The sequence below is a fragment of the Serratia sp. JSRIV001 genome (assembly GCF_019968745.1).
In the GTDB taxonomy this organism is placed as follows: domain Bacteria; phylum Pseudomonadota; class Gammaproteobacteria; order Enterobacterales; family Enterobacteriaceae; genus Chania; species Chania fonticola_B.
The window spans coordinates 3,619,683-3,638,653 of sequence record NZ_CP074147.1 but is presented as its reverse complement, the minus strand read 5'-3'; the positions used below and the strand labels follow the sequence as shown (position 1 = coordinate 3,638,653).

Genomic DNA, 18,971 nt, shown 5'->3' with positions numbered 1-18,971 from the left:
TAGCCGATCTGGTCTGAGTTGACCTGTCGGTAACGGAATTTTTTGAAAGGAATTTTCGATGATAAGCACCCAAAAGAACCTCTGTTTAGGCGTAATACTGTGCAGTGGTTTGTTGCTGGCAGGATGCCAGAAAACCGCACAGACCCGTTGGCAAGAAACCCCACCAGCGACCACCGTACAAGCTCCCCCTCAACAGATCAGCGTGTCCCCACCGCCAGAACCGGCTGCCGCAGAAACCAAAACCAGCAAAATTGGCCTTTGCCAAAGCGAGTTGGCGTCACTCAAGCAGGTCAATCCGAAGGCTTACGCGGCCAAGCAGGCCAACTTTAACCGTCTGGTGAACAATGCCTCGGTTTATGGCGCGGTACGCGGCGATGTCAATGCGACAACCAAAGATACCCTTGATGCGTTGTACAAATACAAGACCAATCAGCTATGTGCCGAGATCGAACGTGACGTCCTGCAAGGCTTGATCCAGAGAGGGGAAAGCGTGAAATGAAACGCAGGATATATTGCGGTGCCTTGTTGACGTTGGCGTTGCCGCTAGGAGTAGTAAGGGCTGAGGAGGCGGTTACTCCCGATGCCCATGCGTTGAATTCACTGGACGCGATCACACGCCAGGTGGATGAGGCTCCGGCGCTCCTGTTTCTGACGCCTTCACAACTGGATACAGCAGAACCTGCAAGACCCAAAAGTAGTAAGCCTGCCAGCAGCAAACCTAACGCACTGGCAAAGTCGGCGGATGAGAGGGGCAGTGAGCGTATTCGCGAAATGAAGACGCTGCAGGCAACCATCAATCAGCTGAAAGCCAAAGTCACCAGCCAGGAAGCGGCTCTCGAGCAGTTGCGTAAAACGCAATCTCAGTCAGCGGGCTCTTCTGCAGAGTTGGCGCGTCTGCAACAGGCCATTGAGCAAAGCCAGCGGGAAAATGCGCGGCTGCAGCAGCAGCTTGCCGCACAGGCCAAGGAAAGCGAGCGGCAGATGCAGCAAATGAAGCTGCAACAGCAGGAACAACGTAACAGTGCGCAATTGCAGCAACAGTTGGCAGCGCAAACCAAAGATAACGAACAAAAAGCGCAACAGATCAAACAACTGCAGCAAACGTTACAGCAAAACCAGCAGGCCATAGCCCAATTGCAGGATCAGCTGTCAGCGCGTAGCAAAGAGAATGAACAGAAGTCCCAGCAGGCGATGGCGAAGCTGCAGGAGCAACTGGCTGCGCAAACCAAAGACAGCCAGCAGAAAGCCGAGCAGGTGAAACAGCTGCAACAGGCTGGTGCCAAGTTGCAAGAGCAGCTAACGGCGTATGCTAAGACTAACGATGAAAAAGCCCAGCAGGCCAAGCAGCTGCAACAAAATCAGCAGGAGGTGGCGAAACTGCAAGCACAGTTGGCTGCCCAGGCCAAAGACAGTGAACAAAAAGCCTTGCAGGTAACACAGCTGCAAGAACAACTAGCGGCGCGCAGCAAAGAGAATGAGCAGAAGACCCAGCAAGCAATGGCGAAGCTGCAAGATCAACTGGCCGCACAGACCAAAGACAGCGAGCAGAAAGCCGAACAGGTGAAGCAGCTGCAACAGGCGAGCGTCAAGCTGCAAGAGCAGCTAACGGCGTATGCTAAAACTAACGATGAAAAAGCCCAGCAGGCCAAGCAGCTGCAGCAAAACCAGCAGGCGTTGGCGAAGCTCCAAGAGCAGTTAGCCACCCAGACCAAAGACAGTGAATACAAAGCCCAACTGGTCAAACAGCTGCAAGAACAGCTGACGACACGCAGCAAAGAGAATGAGCAGAAGACCCAACAGGCGATGGCGAAGCTGCAAGAACAGTTGGCTGCTCAAACCAAAGACAGTGAGCAGAAAGCCGAACAAATTAAGCAGTTGCAGCAGGCCAGCGCCAAGCTGCAAGAGCAACAGATCGCGGCTCAAACCAAAACTACCGATGAAAAAGCGCAGTTGGCTGCACAACTGCAGCAAAACCAGCAGGCGTTGGTGAAGCTGCAGGAACAGTTGGCTGCCCAGACCAAAGAGCGTGAGCAAAAGGCGCTGCAGGTAACACAACTGCAAGATCAACTGGCGGCGCGCAGCAAAGAGAATGAGCAGAAGACGCAGCAGGCGATGGCAAAGCTGCAAGATCAACTGGCCGCACAGACCAAAGACAGCGAGCAGAAAGCCGAACAGGTGAAGCAGCTGCAACAGGCGAGCGCCAAGCTGCAGGAGCAGTTGACGGCACAAGCCAAAGTCAACGCTGAAAAAGCCCAACTGGCTACACAGCTACAGCAAAACCAGCAGGCGTTGGCGAAGCTGCAGGAACAGTTGGCTGCCCAGACCAAAGAGCGTGAGCAAAAGGCCCTGCAGGTAACACAGTTGCAAGATCAGTTGGCGGCGCTCAGCAAAGAGAATGAGCAGAAGACCCAGCAAGCGATGGCGAAGCTGCAAGATCAACTGGCCGCACAGACCAAAGACAGCGAGCAGAAAGCCGAACAGGTGAAGCAGCTGCAACAGGCTAGTGCCAAGTTGCAGGAGCAACTGACCGCGCAAACCCAAGGCCTTGATGAAAAAAACCAGCAGTTGAAACAACTGCAGCAAAACCAACAGTCGTTGGCAAAACTGCAAGAACAGCTGGCCGCTCAGACCAAAGACAGCGAGCAGAAAGCTGAGCAGGTGAAGCAGTTGCAACAGGCGAGCGCCAAGTTGCAGGAGCAGTTGACCGCGCAAACCAAAGATAATGAGCAGAAAGCGCAGCAAGTGATGCAGCTGCAACAAAATAAGCAAACCGTCGCAGAGTTGCAGGCACAGCTAGCCATCCAGACCAAAGACAGCGAGCAAAAAGCCGAGCAGGTGAAACAGTTGCAACAGACCAGTAGCAAGCTGCAAGAGCAACTAGCTGCACAAACCAAAGCCAATGATGAGAAAGCGCAACAGCTGAAACAGCTGCAGCAAAACCAGCAAGAGCTGGCCAAGCTGCAGGCTCAGTTAGCTACTCAAGCCAAGGACAGCGAGCAGAAAGTGCAGCAGGTCAAACAGCTGCAGGAACAGTTGGCGGCTTCCAGTAAGGATAATGAGCAGAAAGCCCAGCAGGTGAAGCAACTCCAGCAAGGCCAGCAAGAGTTGGCCAAGTTGCAGACTCAACTGGCTGCCCAGGCCAAGGATAGCGAACAAAAAGCGCTACAGGCCAAGCAGTTGCAGGAGCAATTGGCGCTTAATAACAAAGATTTCGTGCAACAAGCTCAGCAAATGAAGAAATTGCAGCAAGAGCTGCTGACGATGGCGAAACTGCAAGATCAACTGACCGTGCAGACCAAAGACAGTGAACAGAAGGCGCAGCAGATAAAGCAGCTGCAAGAACAGTTGACGGTGTATGGCAAAGACAACGATCAGAAGGCTCAGCAGGTTAAACAACTCCAGCAAAGCCAGCAGGAATTGGCGAAGTTGCAGGAGCAGTTAGCCGCTCAGACCAAGGACAGTGAGCAGAAAGCGCAGCAGATTGCCCAGTTGCAGCAGGCCAGTCAGCAGTCGAACACCAAGCTGCAAGAGCAGTTGGCCGCACAAACTAAAGACAGCGAGCAGAAAGCGCAGCAGATCGCTCAGTTGCAGCAGGCGAGTCAGCAGGAGAGCGTTAAGCTGCAGGAGCAGTTAGCGGCTCAGACTAAAGACAGCGAGCAGAAAGCGCAGCAGATCGCCCAGTTGCAGAAGGCGAGTCAGCAGGAGAGTGCGAAGCTGCAGGAACAGTTGGCCGCTCAGACTAAAGACAGCGAGCAGAAAGCGCAGCAGATCGCCCAGTTGCAGAAGGCGAGTCAGCAGGAGAGTGTCAAGCTGCAAGAGCAATTAGCCTCTCAGGCTAAAGACATCGAGCAGAAAGCGCAGCAAATCGCCAAGTTGCAGCAGGCGGGTCAGCAAGAGAGTGCCAAGCTGCAAGAGCAATTAGCGGCTCAGACTAAAGACAGCGAGCAGAAAGCGCAGCAGATCGTCCAGTTGCAGCAGGCGAGTCAGCAGGAGAGCGCCAAGTTGCGGGAGCAGTTAGCGGCTCAGACCAAAGACAGCGAGCAGAAAGCGAAGCAGATCGCCGAGTTGCAGCAGGCGAGTCAGCAGGAGAGTGCCAAGCTGCAAGAGCAGTTGGCGGCACAAACCAAAGACAATGAGCAGAAGGTGCAGGAACTTGCCCAGCTACAGCAAAAGCTGACTGCAGCCGAGAAAAAGCAAACGGCTGGCACGTCCGTGGTCACGGAGCCGAAAACGCAGGTGGAAAAACGCGATTATGCGATCGGTACCGCGTTGGGTAATGACATCCTGGATTTGCTCAACAGCAAAAAGACCCAGGGTGTAGACGTGAACCGCCAACTGGCGCTGGCAGGTGTCACTGATGTCATCAATGGCCAGACCAAACTGGCCAAAGAACAGATTGCCAAAGCCTTGTATGAAAGCGAGTTGGAGCTGAGCAATCAGCATAAAAAGATCAAACAGCAGAACGAAAAACAAGGCAGCAGCTACATCGATAAGTTCAAGAAGCAGCCACGCGTCGTACAGTCTAAGCAAGGCTTCTATTACCGCATCGATTATGTTGGCGATAGCGTGATTGGTGAGGGTGATACCGTTGCCGTGGTGGTTAAAGAGAGCTTGACCGACGGTAAAGTGATCAAGGATATGGATCTGGCTGGCACTTCAATTTCGCAGCCGCTGAGCGCGTATCCACCGCTGTTCCGCGAAGCGCTAGGTAAGTTGAAGAACCACGGTAACATGACGCTGGTGGTGCCACCTGAACTGGCCTATGGCGAGAAAGGCATGGCACCGGATATCCCACCGGGCGCGACCATGGTCTATAACGTACGCATCCTGGATGTGATACCGGCCTCCGAGCAAAAAGCTCCGTAATCCTATAACTAACCCGCCAGACGATTGGCGGGTTTTTTTTAGCTGAACCACGCTGGGGACTGGCAATGCCCCAGTGTGGTGCAGAACACGGCTTTACCTTGTCACCCAATCCCGCCATATCGTTACCTTTCATTATTTTTTAATCACTTAGGCTGATAATGCACTGCTTGTTCTGCCTGGCCCGTTTTTTGCTGTAGTTGCAGTCGTTGATATTGAATGCAGTTAACCGCAGCTAGGAGCCACGATGAATTTCAGACGCCTGAAGTATTTCGTAAAGATCGTCGATATCGGCAGCCTGACTCAGGCGGCAGAGGTGTTGCATATTGCGCAGCCTGCGCTGAGCCAGCAAGTTGCCACTCTGGAAGGGGAACTGAAACAGCAATTGCTGATCCGTACCAAGCGCGGAGTGATGCCCACGGAGGCCGGCAATATTCTTTATGCGCATGCGCAAACCATCCTTCAGCAGTGCGAGCAGGCCCAGCAAGCGGTGATCAGCAGTGGGGAAACGCTGGTTGGGCAGGTGGCGGTCGGCCTGGTGCAAGGCAGTGCGGCCTCGCAGTTGGCGCTGCCGCTGTTGCAAGCGGTACGCGATCGGCATCCTGGGATTTTGCTGAGCCTGAATGAGAATATCGGCAGCGCGTTGAGCCAACAGGTGGCGACGCAGGCTCTGGATATGGCGGTGATGTACGGGCAGAACATGCCACCGAACCTGAACGTTACGGCGTTGGCGAAAGAGGATTTGTATCTGGTCGCGGCAAGAAGTATCCCTCATCCGGGCAACAGCATCGATTTATCGGCGGTGAGCAGGTTTAATCTGTTCTTGCCACGTGAGGGGGATTTGGTGCGTGACCTGGTCGATGAGGCTCTGGCGCTGCGCCAACTCACGCCGAATGTGATTGGTGAGATCGAATCACACAGCATGCTTTGCGCCGCTATCGCTAGCGGAATGGGGGCGACGATCCTGCCAGAATCGATTGCCAGGGCGACGATCGGCCCGGCCAAGGCCTGGATGATCCGCCTCAATGCTCCGGCGCTTTCGGTACCGCTGGCGTTAGTGGTTTGCGGCCAAAAGCCGCTCACTGCGGTGGCGGGAGCGGTGAAGGAGATCCTGCTGGAAATTACCGTCAGCCATCATCAGCCGACGCGAATGCTGGCTTTGGCGCTGTAGGGGCGCCGCGTGCGGCGCCCAGCCTTTGGGTTAGCGGAACGGCGGCTCGTTGAAGGTGCGCAGTTTGCGTGAATGCAGATGTTCACCTTCAGCCCGCAACAGGTCGATGGCACAAATCCCGATCTGCAAGTGCTCCGAAATCGCACCCTCGTAGAAACGGTTGGCTTGGCCCGGCAGTTTAATCTCGCCATGCAGCGGTTTATCAGACACGCACAGCAGAGTGCCATAAGGCACCCGGAAGCGATAACCCTGCGCCGCGATGGTGGCGCTTTCCATATCGACGGCGACGGCGCGGCTGAGGTTAAAGCGCAGTGCGGAAGCCGAATAGCGCAGCTCCCAGTTACGATCGTCGGTGGTGACCACCGTCCCGGTACGTAACCGCTGTTTTACCGCTTCCCCAGGCATACCGCTTACCGTTTTGGTGGCGTCATACAGCGCGCGCTGAACTTCCGCGATGCTTGGAATTGGGATATCCGGTGGCAGCACCGAGTCTAATACATGATCGTCACGCAGGTAGGCGTGGGCTAACACGTAATCGCCAATTGACTGGCTTTCCCGCAGGCCGCCGCAGTGGCCAATCATCAGCCAGGCATGGGGACGCAGCACGGCCAGGTGATCGCAGATGGTTTTGGCATTGGAAGGGCCGACACCAATATTGACCAGCGTGATCCCCTGGCCATCGTTGGCGATCAGGTGATAGGCGGGCATTTGGTGGTTCTTCCAGGCTAGATCGGACACCGTCTGCTCTGGATTTGGCGTTTCTGGCGTAACAAAGTGGCCACCGGCGCAAGAAAGCGCGATATAGGGGCTGGCCGGATCGGCGATCTGGCTACACGCCCAGCGGATAAACTCATCGACATAGCGCGTGTAGTTGGTAAACAACACAAAGTGCTGAAAATGTTCCACCGGCGTGCCGGTGTAGTGCCGCAGACGGGCCAGTGAGAAATCGGTCCGCAGCGCATCAAAATGGGAGAGTGGAAAATGGTTGGCAAAAGGGGACAGGCCGTCTGCATTTTCATCGCCAATCTGCGCCAGCTCGGTAGTGGGGAAATGCTTGGTAAGCCCGGCACTCATGGTTCTGTCCAAGGCCAGATCGGAGCCGTCGATCACATAAGGGAAGGGGATCTCCTGTTGAGAAGGAACCACTTCGATCACGGCGGCATATTCACTGGTCAGCATTGCCAACTGTTCGGCAAGATAAGGGCGGAACAGCTGCGGCCGGGTGATGGTGGTGGTGTAGCTGCCAGGCCGGGTAAACCGGCCATAGGCCCGAGTTCTTGGATGGTCGGGATGTTCACCATCCCAGCGTACTCGCAGCTCCGGGTAGGAAAACAGCCCCGAGGCACGGGCCTGCGATTCTGGCAGGGTGCCATCCGCGATAAATTGTTTGATGGCAGCGCGCAAGGCGTTGACCGATGCGTCATACAGTACTTCGAGTTGGTCGAGGGCTTGCAGGGCAGTCAGCGACTTTTTTTCAGGGGTATTCATTGTTTTTCCTCGGTTCTTGCGATACCTCAGCATAGCGTAAAGCGTTGGCCGAATGAATCTATCTGCTGCTGCACTTGCGTGGAGTAGGGGCGCATCATGTGCGCCCGCTCATATGATGACTCCGAACTAAAAACTAAAGCGTAACCAGGCAAACAGCACGTTGCCGTTGTTGTAGGTACCGGGGATATAGGTGAACTGAACGGTTGCCTGCTTATAGCCAGCGGAAAACAGCGGCAGCACGATCGGCAATGGAATGTAGTTGCCGAAATCTTCACGTGCGGTGATCCCCGCCGTCACACCAAACCCAAGGCGGAAATCTTGATTCTGATCCAGATACCAGCCCTTTTCCCAGCCATAGCCGACAATCGGCTGCCACTCATTGTGGGAGTCTTTAAACATCATCGCGTACAGGGCACTCCAGTCACCTTCTTCGTTATAGCGCGATATCCCAAAGCCGCCGCCCCACGGCATCTCATTGTAATGATCCGTCTCGTCGTACATAAAACGGGCGTGCCAACTGATAAACGGCAGATAAAGATCGTGGTATTGCGGGTCCTCCCAGGTTTGTGCGACACCGCTGGTTAAAGAGTTCCACCAGCCCGAGACCCGCCCGGTGCTGGGTTCCGGTTCTGCTGCATGAGTTGGCGTGGTTAGCAATAACAGCCCTGTCCAGACCACTGCAAGAAACATCCGCATAGCGTGCTCCTTTGATGGGTAATGACCCATATTATTCTGTTTACGACGCAATTTTTCTCTTTATAGGTATCGATCTAGCAGTACTGCACTGACAAGTTAAAGTCTAGCCGATGGCTGGCGCTTTTCTGGTAATCGCGAAAATTCATTGGTTGGTTTGTGGAGGGGATGAAGAGAAGGGAGGGGATGAAGAGAAGGGAGGCGATGAGGGGCGCTGCACAGAGCGCCCGCTTAGCGAAATTACAAACCGCGTTGGTCCATCAAAACAGCCAGATCAACCAGACGATGAGAGAAAGCCCATTCGTTGTCGTACCATGCGAGGATCTTCACCAGATTGCCGCCGATGACCAGCGTAGACAGCCCGTCGATAATTGATGAACGTGGGTCACCCTGATAATCGCTCGATACCAAAGGCTCATCGCTGTAGCCCAAGATATCTTGTAAGGGGCCTGAGGTTGCCGCTTTGCGAAATGCCGCGTTCACTTCTTCTACCGTCACATCACGTTTGAGCGTGACGGTCAGATCGACAATAGACACCACGGGCACAGGTACGCGCAGTGAATAGCCGGTCAGGCGTCCGTCCAACTCCGGGATCACTTTACCGAGCGCTTTAGCCGCACCGCTAGAATAAGGCACGATAGAAAGCGCAGCGGCACGGGCTCCGCGCAGATCTTTTTCCGGTTGATCGTGCAGGGCCTGGCTGTTGGTATAGGCATGGGTAGTGTTCATCAAACCATGTTCAATACCGAAGCTTTGGTGCAGAACCAGCGCTGCTGGTGCTAAACCGTTAGTCGTACAGCTGCCGTTGCTGACCACTTTATGCAAGGCGGGATCGTATTTCTCATGATTGACGCCCATCACGACCGTGATGTCATCGTCTTTACCGGGCGCAGATAAAATCACCCGCTTTGCGCCGCCCTTGGTGATATGTACTTCGGCTTTGGCTTTGTCGGTGAAGAATCCGGTGGCTTCGATAACTAAATCAACCCCCACGCTGCTCCACGCAATTGCGCCCGGATCGCGTTCGGAGAAGACGTGAATGGTTTTACCATCCACCAATAACTGCCCTTCAGAGGCTTCAACACTGGCGGCCAAGGTGCCCTGCAGCGAGTCGTATTTCAGAAGATGAGCCAGGGTTTTGCTGTCGGTCAGGTCATTGATTGCCACCACCTGAAAGTCATTGCGACCCAGCGCGGCGCGCAGTACGTTTCTGCCAATGCGACCAAACCCATTAATGCCTACTTTGACCATGATGTGCTCCTAGGTGAGTTATCTGGTTCCAAAATAGTGCGTGGATCATTTGGCGTAAATGACAAATAACAATCAATTTAAGACATAGTGCGAGCGTGAAAACGCTCTCGATAATCTGAGGGTGTGAGTTGTAAATTTCTTTCAAATACGCGACGCAGGTTGAGGCTGTTGCCAAAACCCGTGGCGGTAGCGATTTGTTCAAGCTTATCCGAGCTTTGTTCCAGGTGTTGCCGTGCTACGTCGAGGCGGACTTCTTCCACATACTTGGCGGGGCTGATCCCGGTTTCACGGGTGAAAACGCGGGTAAAATTCCTTGGGCTCATGGCCACGTGCTCCGCCAACCTTTCAACAGATAAATCGCCGGACAGATTTTGCAGTATCCACGTTTGCAGGTCACGAATTGGGCCAGGCGAGCTGGCTTGGCTGAGCAGAAAACGGCTGAACTGAGACTGTCCTCCGGGGCGGCGCAGGAACATCACCAAGTCTTGGGCGACATCGCGCGCTAACGTGAAGCTGTGATCGTCTTCCACTAAAGCCAGCGTGAGGTCGAAGCCCGAACTGACGCCAGCGGAGGTCCAGATATTGCCGTCTTGAAGATAAATCGGGCCTTTCTCAACGTGGACACTGGGGAATTGAGCTTGCATCGCTTCCAGGAGCCGCCAGTGCGTGGTGGCACGGCGGCCATCAAGCAGACCGGCCTGAGCCAATAGCCACGCACCGCCGCAAATCGATACGATCCGCCGTGCATACGGCGCAGCCTGACGCAGCCAATTGACGACGATATCGCTTTCCTCAACGCTCATACCTTTGCCGGTGATCATAATGGTGTCACGCGGCAGGGTGGGATCAAGGTCAGTCAGACGGTGATCGGCCAGCAGATTTAGCCCCGACCCCCCATGGATCACGCGGTGCGCCTGGGTCGTGGCAATCGACACCTGATAAGGTGGATGCGCGGCATCCGTCGGCCTCAAGCGGTTGGCTTGCATCAGGATATCGGCAATGCCCGTAGGCTCGAATAACATGCCCCCTTCGGGGACGATAATCAAAAAGGTGTGCATGTCCTTAAAATACAAATTAGACAAAATAAGTCAAGTGAGGGGGCTGACTAGATTGATCGGTAGCGGGGGCTCTTGGGGCCAATGAAAAAGCAAAAAGCCCGCTTAGTTGCCTAAGCGGGCTTTTCTAAATATGGCTCCTCTGACTGGACTCGAACCAGTGACATACGGATTAACAGTCCGCCGTTCTACCGACTGAACTACAGAGGAATTGTGTGAACGGGGCGCATCATATCCAGCCGTGCAGATCGTGTCAACGCAAAATTGATTCTGGGGGTGCGACAGCTCATCATCTGAGCAAACTCAGTCCCGTTGTGGCTCGCTGTCCGCATACCAACGCTGCAAACGTGCCAGTGGGTTTTGTTTGTAGAAGCGGCAGAAATGCTCGTACAACTCAGGAAAGCGGTTGGCCAGCAGTTCAGGGGCACTGAAGAAGTACTCGGACAGCACGGCAAAGCACTCTGCCGGATCGCTGGCGGCGTAGGCATCCATGCTGGCTGCTTCTTCACCCACCATATCGATTTCATCCTGCAGGTTTTCCATCGCGGCGTGTAAATCGTATTCCCAGGCGGCGATATCGCGCAGCGGGATTGGGGGCACGCCGGTAGCGGTGCCGCCATTACGCATATCCAGTTTGTGCACCGCTTCATGGATCACCAGGTTGAAGCCGGAAAGGTCGAAGGAGTCTTGCACGTCTAGCCAGTTGAGTACGATAGGCCCCTGTTCCCAGCTTTGGCCCGCTTGTACCACCGGCCCGGAATGCACCAGACCAATATCATCCTGCCATTCATCTTCCACCACGAACGGGGTTGGGTAGAGCAGGACTTCGTTAAAACCGTCCAGGCATTCTGCCCCCAGTTCCATCACCGGCAACGCAAACAGCAGGGCAATACGCGCCTGCATCAGGGATGTCACTTCCAACCCTTGTAAAGGCACGATGCGTTTATTTTGCAAAATCTGGCTGGCAACCGCCACCAAACGCCGCTGCTCTTGCTCATCCAAAGGTGAGAGCAGGGGAATGGACAGGGCTTCCTGCCAGTCGGCAAACGTTTCCGCCTGCGCTTGATTTGCTTTCCACGGCCATTTAATCATTGCGTTGCTCTAAGGGTCACTGGAACATTCGGCTGGGGCTGATAATGTCAACATGCCGCAAAAGGGGGCACTATAGCAAGCGTTTCACGCAGAGCTGCCGGAGTGGCTGAACGCGACGGCCTTGCAAACCGTCTCAAGGCTACCCGCTATGCGGATTAAAACCTTGCTCTGCGCTACTATTCAATCACTTACGCTTAACTTTGTCTGTGACCAACGTCCCGAAGAATGGAATGGAAACGATAAATAAGCAATTTTATACCAATGGGTTTAATGGCGCTCAAGCGGTGATCCCCGCAGTAGCGCGGGGATCGGCATGCGCTACTTGGCCGCGGCTTCCTCTGCCTTTAGTATTTTGTGTAACTCATCCTTGATATGTAGCTTCTCTTTTTTCAAGCGAACCACCTCGTCAGAGTAGCCGTTGCCTGCAGGCCCTTCTAACCTGGAGATTTGGTGGTCGAGTTGGTTGTGCTTATCAAACAATGACTGGAAGCGGGGATGGCTTGATTTCAGGTGCGATATTAACTCACGGTATTCTGGAAACATACTCAAGCTCCTTTGAGTCAAACTGTACACTGGAGGGCTTCTCCACTTTCACTGTAACCCAGCGTGGATTTATTTAAAATGGCGCTAGCTAGCAAAAATAGATCCTGCTGTGCAGATTGATGACAGCGTGGCAATGTCGCTGAATGGGGATAGGGCGAGCATGCGCGACCGTTTAGCTTTCTGCGTGATTTTGCCAAATACCCGTGCGTAACGTTGCCGGAGAGAACTCAACGTTTCTGCCGCGCCAGCCCAGTGCCTGGCGAAAACGCCATGCACTGGTGATATCAAATCGCCAGTAGCGCTCGGCTCCTTCGACGGCTTCGTTTTCCGCCTGCCATAAGATCTGGGTTTCCCCTTGCAAATGTAGAATGTCCCCGCGTGCAAAATCGATAAACAACAGCGCCGCCCTCGGCTGTGCCAGCAGGTTTCCTAGCGTATTCATATAACGGTTACCGCGAAAATCCGGTATCCACAGGGTTTCTCCAGCCAGATGGATGAACCCCGGTTTACCGCCGCGATGCGAGATATCTACGCCACCTTGCGCTGAATCACCGTGGGCATAGCTGGCCACAAAGCAGGTATCCGCCTGTTGGATCAGTTGTCGGGCCTGATCGTCTAACGAACTCAACTGCTCAATGGGGGCGGCAACGTTCGGCTCGGCGAACAGCTCTCGCCGTTGAATGTACTGCGGACAGTTGCCAAAGCTTTGTTGCACCACAATCTCCAAGCGGTTTTTATCCGTGCGGTTAATGATGCCGTTGACCCGGTTGCGCCTGCGGTTACTGAAATCTAACCCTAATGCGCCGACAGGCTGCCCGGGATAGAGCGATGCCTGAGCGGGATCGTCCGCCCGGCGTGGCGAAACGATCCGCAAATGTGTTTCATCTGGCGAGCGCAAAAAGCCGGCAGGCCCACTGAACACCGTAGCAACCGGCCACTGCCGCTCATCCAGTGTGGCAACAAACAGGTAGGGCAGGTGAGCGAAGAACTCGCGATGTTGATCGGGCATGGCGGTATAGATATTCCCGCTCACCGCATCAAAACCGGCCAGATCCTGCGCCAACTGCTCATCGGGATGAAACATGGAGGGAGACATGTTATTGGCCTACAGCCTGGTCAGGCAGGGGTAACGCAGGCATGGGGAAGAACCCGGGTAGCGCGGCAATACGATCTAGCCAACGCTGGATTGCCGGGAAGGACTTGAGGGAAAGTCCACCTTCTGGGGCGGCCGCCACGTAGCTGTAACAGGCCAGATCGGCAATCGTTGGCAAAGACGTTGCCAAAAACTCGCGTTCTGCCAAATGTTGCTCTAACTGGGGTAGAAAGCGTGCGCCGATGGCTTGTGCAGACGGGTAGTTCTCTGGCGCAGAAAATTGCACCACCATCCGACAAGATGCGGGGCCATAGCGCACCTCTCCGGCCGCTTTGGAAAGCCAGGCTTGAACTTGGGCTGCTGCCAACGGATCTTCTGGCAACCAGTGGCTATCCGGCGCATAGCGTTTGACCAGGTACACCATGATGGCGTTGCTGTCGCTCAATACCTGCTCATCGGCCAGCAATACCGGGATTTGTCCAACGGGATTAAGCCTCAGGAACGCCTCGCTGCGGCGCACCGTGGCCGGGGCTTCGCAATACTCATAAGGCAGATCTAGCATCCGCAATAGCAACTCGACGCGGTGGCAATGGCCAGAGGCCGGAGTGCCGTATAGTTTCAACGTTTGCATGGTGAGTCTCCTTTATGGTCTTGCTGACCAGAATACTCTTGCGCCAGATGATGGGTATCCGGGAAGATGGCAATTGATAATTTCACTTGGCGGAATAATCTATGGATCGTTTGGACGAGTTGGCGATTTTTGTGGCGGTGATCCAGCAGGGGAGTTTGGCCGGTGCGGCCCGCAAGCTGCGCCGTTCCGCTCCGGCGGTAACCCGAGCTATCGCTGCTTTGGAGCAGCGGTTGGGGGCGCGGCTGGTGGAACGCACTACCCGGCGTCTGGCACCTACGGAGGCCGGTTTGCGTTTAGCCGAACGCGCGCGTGCTCTGTTGCATGACTATCAAGGTGCGGTAATGGATACCGCAGAGGCTCAACTGAGCGGACTGCTGCGTATTACTTCGCCGGTACAGTTTGGGCGCAAGCATGTGGCACCGATGGTGATGGCTTTTCTCGAACGTTACCCGCAAATCCACATCGACATGCAGTTAAATGACCGCAATCTGGAGCTGATCGATGAAGGGCTGGATGTGGCGGTGCGCATCGGGCATTTGCAGGATTCCTCCAAGGTGGCGCGTAAGCTTGGAGAGGTGACACGCATCACCGTGGCTAGCCCAGCCTATCTGGCGCAACGAGGGGAGCCGCTGGAACCGGCGCAGTTGAGCGATCATGACACTATTGTCGGCACTTTACGTCCGACGTCAGGTGAATGGCGCTTTGGGCCTGACGAAAACGGTGAGCGAGTACGTTTGACGCCGCGCTTGTTGTTGAACGAGGTGGAAACTCAACTGTTGGCGGTGCGGGCAGGCAAGGGGATCGCAAGGCTACTGTCTTATCAGGTGGCGGACGATCTGGCCAATGGTACGCTGGTGCGGCTGCTGGCCGCCTACGAGCCCATGCCAGTGCCGGTGCAACTGGTGGCGAATAATGTGCAATACATGCCGCTGAAGGTGCGTACCTTTTGGGATTACGCTTATCAGCACCTCAGCCAAATTGCGCAAATACAACCGGCTCGCCCGTAGGGGCGAGGCATGCTGCGCCCACTTATCCTTTATCCTCAATTTATTTTCGAGTTTCATGGATGAAACTTTAAAATAACCTCTAAATGTTTAACCAGTGAAACTTATTGCCGGAAAAAATAAATTTATCTCGCCGAACACGCATTGCCGCATGCGCTGTCTTGACAATATTTTAACATGTTGCTAATAGTTAACTCACATCTTAAATAATAAACAAAGTTTAATATATGAAACTTTTAGCGGGCAGTTACGATAACGCAACGACGGTGGCTGATGAAAACGAGATCCTGCTCTCATTTCAATCACGCAGTCAGCGAGTTTACCAACAGCAACGCCATGAGTTGAATATGGCTTATGGGGATGCGCCGCGTGAAGTTTTTGACTGGTTTTATTCAACTGAAGAATATAAAGGCACGATAATATTTATTCACGGCGGCTATTGGCAGTTTTGTGATAAGCAGGATTTTGCTTTTATTGCCAGCATGCCATTGTCATTAGGTTTTGATGTGGTACTGGTGGAATATACCCTGGCGCCAGCGGCTAACTTGGCCGATATTTGTCAGCAAGTTGGGGGCGCGCTGGATGCCATCGAGCGGCGGCTGAAGCCGCGTGGCGATAAACCGGTTTATCTCACAGGTCATTCTGCCGGTGGACATTTGGCAGCATATTGGCAACACCATCCGCGGGTGCAGGCGGTGTTTCCCATCAGCGGCATTTTTGAGTTACAGCCGCTGCTGGCGAGCTACGTAAACCAGCAGCTAAAGCTGACCACCCAGCAGATAGAGGCCTTAAGCCCGGCGCGTAATATACCGCTATCTTTGAAGCCCATGGTGCTGTTTTACGGCGCGGCGGAACTGCCGGAGCTGATTGGGCAATCGCTTTATTATTATTCCGCATTGCGGGCGCAGGGGCTGCCGGTTAGCCGTTATGCGCTCCCCGGTGCTAATCATTACAGCGTGCTGGATGCGGTCTTTGCCGCCGATGGCGCTCTGCACCGTTTCCTGCTTACCGATGGAGAGTATCTTGATGCGCACAGTCATTGAAACCGGCCTGCCGGAGATCGGGCAACCTTTTTCCTGGGCGACCAAAGGCGGCGGGATGTTATTCACCGCCCATGGCCCGGTCCGCCAGGATGGCACTATTGAAACCGGCGATCCGGAAAAACAAATTACGCTGACGTTTGATAATTTAGCCACCACGCTGAAGGCCGCCAATAGCCATAGCGATAATGTATTACAGGTTATTGTTTATCTTACCGATGTTAATGACGTTAAACTGCTCGATAAAATCTATCAACAGTATTTTAATTATCCGTATCCCAACCGCTCAACGGTGATTGTTGATAAATTGGTGGTGCCAGGAATGAAAATAGAAATCACCGTTAGCGCCACAGCGTAATTAAATCTTCATAAAATAATATTCACCTGCTGATTCATTACATAATGAGTTAAGGATAATCTATGTTCGCACATATTACCCCGTCAACGCCCGATCCTATTATGTCACTGATGGAAGCCTATATGCAGGATGCTAATCCGCAAAAGGTTAACTTGGGTATAGGCCTGTATTACGACCATCAGGGTAATATTCCCTTGATGCAGGCCGTACATATTGCCGAACAGCGTTTACTGGAACAACAGCGGCCACATACTTACCCGCCAATCGAAGGTTCTGCACTGTTTGCCCGCCAGATCCAGACGCTGCTGTTTGGTGAACCGGCGGACCGTATTGCTACGGTACAAAGTGTGGGTGGCTCTGGCGCACTGAAACTGGGTGCCGATTTTATTTATCACTATCTGGCGCGCCGCGAAATCTGGGTTTCCGATCCTACCTGGGCCAACCACTGGGCGATCTTCGAAGGGGCTGGCTTGAAGGTGAATACCTACCCGTATTTTGACGATGCGTCTGGCCAACTGCGTTTGGAAGCCATGCTCGACATGCTTTCCACTTTGCCGGAGGGGGCAGTGGTATTGCTGCATCCGTGCTGCCATAACCCCACCGGCACCGATCTCAGCCCGGCGCAATGGCAAAGGGTGATCGATGTGGTGCAACAGCGTCGGCTACTGCCTTTCTTTGACATCGCGTATCAAGGCTTTGGCGATGGGCTGGACGAAGACTGCTTCGCGCTGCGGGCGATGTTGAAAACCGACGTGGATTTTCTGGTCAGCAACTCCTTTTCCAAGAACGTGGCGCTGTATGGCCAGCGTTTAGGGGGGCTATCGGTGCGCTGCGCTACGGCCGAGGCGGCGGCGAACGTAAAAGGTGCATTGAAGACGCTGATCCGCCGTAGTTATTCCTGCCCACCGACTCACGGTAGCCAGATTGTGGAAACCCTGCTGGCAGACCCGCAGCTATACCAACAGTGGGCCAGTGAGTTGACCACCATGCGTCAACGCATCAAACAGATGCGCGTTGGCCTGGCTGCTGGCCTGGAGCAGGGCGGTACCACGCTGGACTACACCCGCATTCGCGATCAAAAGGGCATGTTCAGCTACACCGGGTTGAATGAACGCCAGCTCGGTCAACTGCGGCAGCAATATTCCATTTATCTGGTGGCGCCCGGCAGGATGTGTCTGCCTGGCCTGAACCAGCAAAACCTGGACTATGTGACCGCCGCCATCCTTGACGTTACCCGTACCGCATAGAAAAGGTGAGCAACCATGAAAGATGCGAAACGTTTTGACGCTATCGCCCAGCGGCAGGATGGGCTGAAAAAGCACCTGACCGCCGGGCAGATGTCGATGCTGGCGATCGGTGGGGCCATCGGTACCGGCCTGTTTCTGGGGAGTGCTTACGCGATCCAGATGGCTGGGCCAAGCGTATTGCTGAGCTATTTCATCGGCGGGGTGATTGCGCTGCTGCTGATGGGATGCCTGGCGGAAATGACCTCCGAGCACCCAACCCCAGGATCGTTCGGCGATTATGCAGAGTTCTATCTCAGCCCGCTGTTTGGCTTTCTGGTGCGCTATTCCTATTGGTCTTGCGTGGTGTTGGCGGTGGGCACCGAGGTGACCGCCATCGGCATGTATATGCAGTTCTGGTTCCCAGGTACGCCGATCTGGCCGTGGGTGCTGTTGTTCTCGGCGGCGGTGATCGTCGTCAACGTGGTTGGGGTCAAGTCTTTTGGCCAGGTGGAGTACGCCCTCTCTACCGTCAAGGTGGTGGCCATTTCAGCGTTTATCATGATTGGCATCGGCATCCTGGCGTTTTCCGCCAACCCGACCTTCGGCATCCGTAACTTCACCGACAACGGTGGCTTCTTCCCGTTCGGGGTGAAAGGCATGTGGTTTGCGGTGATTGTATCGATATTCAGCTATCTGAGTATTGAGATGATCGCGGTTGCCGCAGGGGAAGCGAAAAACCCGGTGGTTGCCGTGAAAAGCGCGTTTAAAGGCACCATTCTGCGGCTGTTTATCTTCTATATGATGTCGATAGCGCTGATGCTGGCCATCGTACCGTGGCGGCAGTCTGGCACTGGTGAAAGCCCGTTCCTGGTGGCGATGAACGTGATCCATCTGCCTGCCGCCGCCGGGATCTTTAACTTTGTGGTACTGATTGCTGCACTGTCTGCCATGAACAGCCAGCTGTATATCACCACCCGCATGATGTTTTCACTGTCCCGTGCCGGGCAGGCTCCGGCGGCGCTGGGGCGGCTTAGCAAACGGGGGATTCCGGTCAATGCGTTGGCGCTCTCCTGCGTGGGGATTATTGTCTCTATCGTGCTGAGTATTGCCGCCCCAGAGAAATCGTTCGCGGTGATGATGTCGATCTCGGTGTACGGTGCCTGTTTCACCTGGCTGATGATCTTTGTTACCCACCTGTTCTTCCGCCGCCAGCATACGCAGACGCACCTCAAGTTCCGCATGTGGGGTTATCCTTACTTTACCTTGGCGGGGGCGCTCCTGATGGCTGGCTTGATGATAACCACGTTGTTCACGGACTTCTTTAGAATGACGCTGTGGTTTGGCATTCCCTTCACCGCGCTGCTAGTCGCCATCTATTTTTACAGTCGACGAGGGCAGGCATCGGTTGCAGCTGAAGCACCGGTACAGAGTTTGGAGTAATGTTGACCGGGCTGCGGCCCGGC

At 54.4% G+C, this 18,971-nt stretch carries 16 protein-coding genes and 1 tRNA gene; 8 read left to right on the top strand and 9 right to left on the bottom strand.

Annotation, left to right across the window (positions count from 1 at the left end; all coding sequences use genetic code 11):
• Nucleotides 1-58 precede the first annotated feature (58 nt).
• The 3 genes from KGP17_RS16895 to nac all read left to right on the top strand — a co-directional run bounded on the left by KGP17_RS16895 (nucleotide 59) and on the right by nac (nucleotide 6,034).
• Nucleotides 59-499 carry a hypothetical protein gene (locus KGP17_RS16895; protein ID WP_021805770.1) on the top strand — a complete coding sequence of 147 codons (441 nt, stop codon included), beginning with the start codon at nucleotides 59-61 and terminating at the stop codon, nucleotides 497-499.
• Nucleotides 496-4,866 (top strand): FKBP-type peptidyl-prolyl cis-trans isomerase N-terminal domain-containing protein, encoded by a 4,371-nt coding sequence (locus KGP17_RS16890; RefSeq protein WP_081050657.1) that lies wholly within the window; start codon nucleotides 496-498, stop codon nucleotides 4,864-4,866. Before KGP17_RS16895 ends, KGP17_RS16890 begins: the two co-directional genes overlap by 4 nt.
• A 244-nt stretch (nucleotides 4,867-5,110) precedes the next feature.
• Nucleotides 5,111-6,034, top strand: coding sequence for a nitrogen assimilation transcriptional regulator NAC (gene nac, locus KGP17_RS16885; protein WP_223498008.1), 924 nt, complete (start codon nucleotides 5,111-5,113; stop codon nucleotides 6,032-6,034).
• 30 nt (nucleotides 6,035-6,064) lie between these two features.
• On the opposite strand, the gene KGP17_RS16880 is transcribed toward nac, so the two are convergent.
• From KGP17_RS16880 to KGP17_RS16840, 9 genes are all read right to left on the bottom strand, one after another.
• On the bottom strand, nucleotides 6,065-7,522 hold the full coding sequence (locus KGP17_RS16880) for an AMP nucleosidase (protein ID WP_021805767.1): 1,458 nt from the start codon (nucleotides 7,520-7,522) through the stop codon (nucleotides 6,065-6,067).
• Nucleotides 7,523-7,648: 126 nt separating this feature from the next.
• Complete coding sequence (gene pagP / locus KGP17_RS16875; RefSeq protein WP_021805766.1) at nucleotides 7,649-8,218, bottom strand: lipid IV(A) palmitoyltransferase PagP; 570 nt, start codon at nucleotides 8,216-8,218, stop codon at nucleotides 7,649-7,651.
• Between the two features lie 237 nt (nucleotides 8,219-8,455).
• Entirely contained in the window at nucleotides 8,456-9,466 is a 1,011-nt protein-coding gene (gap, locus tag KGP17_RS16870; protein ID WP_021805765.1) for a type I glyceraldehyde-3-phosphate dehydrogenase, read from the bottom strand.
• A gap of 77 nt (nucleotides 9,467-9,543) precedes the next feature.
• Nucleotides 9,544-10,524, bottom strand: a complete 981-nt coding sequence (locus tag KGP17_RS16865; protein WP_021805764.1) for a GlxA family transcriptional regulator — start codon at nucleotides 10,522-10,524, stop codon at nucleotides 9,544-9,546.
• 131 nt (nucleotides 10,525-10,655) lie between these two features.
• Nucleotides 10,656-10,731: transfer RNA gene (locus KGP17_RS16860), tRNA-Asn, on the bottom strand.
• Nucleotides 10,732-10,824: 93 nt separating this feature from the next.
• Nucleotides 10,825-11,613 carry a DgsA anti-repressor MtfA gene (gene mtfA, locus KGP17_RS16855; RefSeq protein WP_021805763.1) on the bottom strand — a complete coding sequence of 263 codons (789 nt, stop codon included), beginning with the start codon at nucleotides 11,611-11,613 and terminating at the stop codon, nucleotides 10,825-10,827.
• 318 nt (nucleotides 11,614-11,931) lie between these two features.
• Nucleotides 11,932-12,156 (bottom strand): YdcH family protein, encoded by a 225-nt coding sequence (locus tag KGP17_RS16850; protein ID WP_021180872.1) that lies wholly within the window; start codon nucleotides 12,154-12,156, stop codon nucleotides 11,932-11,934.
• Nucleotides 12,157-12,328: 172 nt separating this feature from the next.
• A complete protein-coding gene (locus KGP17_RS16845; protein ID WP_059201143.1) occupies nucleotides 12,329-13,252 on the bottom strand; it encodes a pyridoxamine 5'-phosphate oxidase family protein in 924 nt (307 codons plus the stop codon).
• Nucleotide 13,253: 1 nt separating this feature from the next.
• Entirely contained in the window at nucleotides 13,254-13,880 is a 627-nt protein-coding gene (locus tag KGP17_RS16840; protein ID WP_059201142.1) for a glutathione S-transferase family protein, read from the bottom strand.
• Nucleotides 13,881-13,981: 101 nt separating this feature from the next.
• On the opposite strand from KGP17_RS16840, the gene KGP17_RS16835 reads away from it, so the two are divergent.
• The 5 genes from KGP17_RS16835 (at nucleotide 13,982) to KGP17_RS16815 (ending at nucleotide 18,948) form a co-directional block, all read left to right on the top strand.
• A complete protein-coding gene (locus tag KGP17_RS16835) occupies nucleotides 13,982-14,887 on the top strand; it encodes a LysR family transcriptional regulator (RefSeq protein WP_021805762.1) in 906 nt (301 codons plus the stop codon).
• Nucleotides 14,888-15,111: 224 nt separating this feature from the next.
• Nucleotides 15,112-15,927, top strand: a complete 816-nt coding sequence (locus KGP17_RS16830) for an alpha/beta hydrolase (RefSeq protein WP_179249050.1) — start codon at nucleotides 15,112-15,114, stop codon at nucleotides 15,925-15,927.
• The gene (locus KGP17_RS16825) at nucleotides 15,911-16,282 is read left to right on the top strand and encodes a RidA family protein (RefSeq protein WP_021805760.1); all 372 of its coding nucleotides are present in this window, start codon (nucleotides 15,911-15,913) and stop codon (nucleotides 16,280-16,282) included. Before KGP17_RS16830 ends, KGP17_RS16825 begins: the two co-directional genes overlap by 17 nt.
• 62 nt (nucleotides 16,283-16,344) lie before the next feature.
• Nucleotides 16,345-17,529, top strand: a complete 1,185-nt coding sequence (locus KGP17_RS16820) for an amino acid aminotransferase (RefSeq protein ID WP_021805759.1) — start codon at nucleotides 16,345-16,347, stop codon at nucleotides 17,527-17,529.
• A 15-nt stretch (nucleotides 17,530-17,544) separates the two neighbouring features.
• On the top strand, nucleotides 17,545-18,948 hold the full coding sequence (locus KGP17_RS16815) for an amino acid permease (RefSeq protein WP_059201139.1): 1,404 nt from the start codon (nucleotides 17,545-17,547) through the stop codon (nucleotides 18,946-18,948).
• Nucleotides 18,949-18,971 lie beyond the last annotated feature (23 nt).

Excerpts from the sequence above, each read along its gene's own strand:
- KGP17_RS16840 (WP_059201142.1), bottom strand. The coding sequence starts at position 13,880 with ATGCAAACGTTGAAACTATACGGCACTCCGGCCTCTGGCCATTGCCAC.
- KGP17_RS16830 (WP_179249050.1), top strand. The coding sequence starts at position 15,112 with ATGAAACTTTTAGCGGGCAGTTACGATAACGCAACGACGGTGGCTGAT.
- KGP17_RS16845 (WP_059201143.1), bottom strand. The coding sequence starts at position 13,252 with ATGTCTCCCTCCATGTTTCATCCCGATGAGCAGTTGGCGCAGGATCTG.
- KGP17_RS16895 (WP_021805770.1), top strand. The coding sequence starts at position 59 with ATGATAAGCACCCAAAAGAACCTCTGTTTAGGCGTAATACTGTGCAGT.
- KGP17_RS16835 (WP_021805762.1), top strand. The coding sequence starts at position 13,982 with ATGGATCGTTTGGACGAGTTGGCGATTTTTGTGGCGGTGATCCAGCAG.
- KGP17_RS16865 (WP_021805764.1), bottom strand. The coding sequence starts at position 10,524 with ATGCACACCTTTTTGATTATCGTCCCCGAAGGGGGCATGTTATTCGAG.
- pagP (WP_021805766.1), bottom strand. The coding sequence starts at position 8,218 with ATGCGGATGTTTCTTGCAGTGGTCTGGACAGGGCTGTTATTGCTAACC.
- KGP17_RS16890 (WP_081050657.1), top strand. The coding sequence starts at position 496 with ATGAAACGCAGGATATATTGCGGTGCCTTGTTGACGTTGGCGTTGCCG.
- KGP17_RS16880 (WP_021805767.1), bottom strand. The coding sequence starts at position 7,522 with ATGAATACCCCTGAAAAAAAGTCGCTGACTGCCCTGCAAGCCCTCGAC.
- nac (WP_223498008.1), top strand. The coding sequence starts at position 5,111 with ATGAATTTCAGACGCCTGAAGTATTTCGTAAAGATCGTCGATATCGGC.
- KGP17_RS16820 (WP_021805759.1), top strand. The coding sequence starts at position 16,345 with ATGTTCGCACATATTACCCCGTCAACGCCCGATCCTATTATGTCACTG.
- KGP17_RS16825 (WP_021805760.1), top strand. The coding sequence starts at position 15,911 with ATGCGCACAGTCATTGAAACCGGCCTGCCGGAGATCGGGCAACCTTTT.
- KGP17_RS16815 (WP_059201139.1), top strand. The coding sequence starts at position 17,545 with ATGAAAGATGCGAAACGTTTTGACGCTATCGCCCAGCGGCAGGATGGG.
- gap (WP_021805765.1), bottom strand. The coding sequence starts at position 9,466 with ATGGTCAAAGTAGGCATTAATGGGTTTGGTCGCATTGGCAGAAACGTA.
- KGP17_RS16850 (WP_021180872.1), bottom strand. The coding sequence starts at position 12,156 with ATGTTTCCAGAATACCGTGAGTTAATATCGCACCTGAAATCAAGCCAT.
- mtfA (WP_021805763.1), bottom strand. The coding sequence starts at position 11,613 with ATGATTAAATGGCCGTGGAAAGCAAATCAAGCGCAGGCGGAAACGTTT.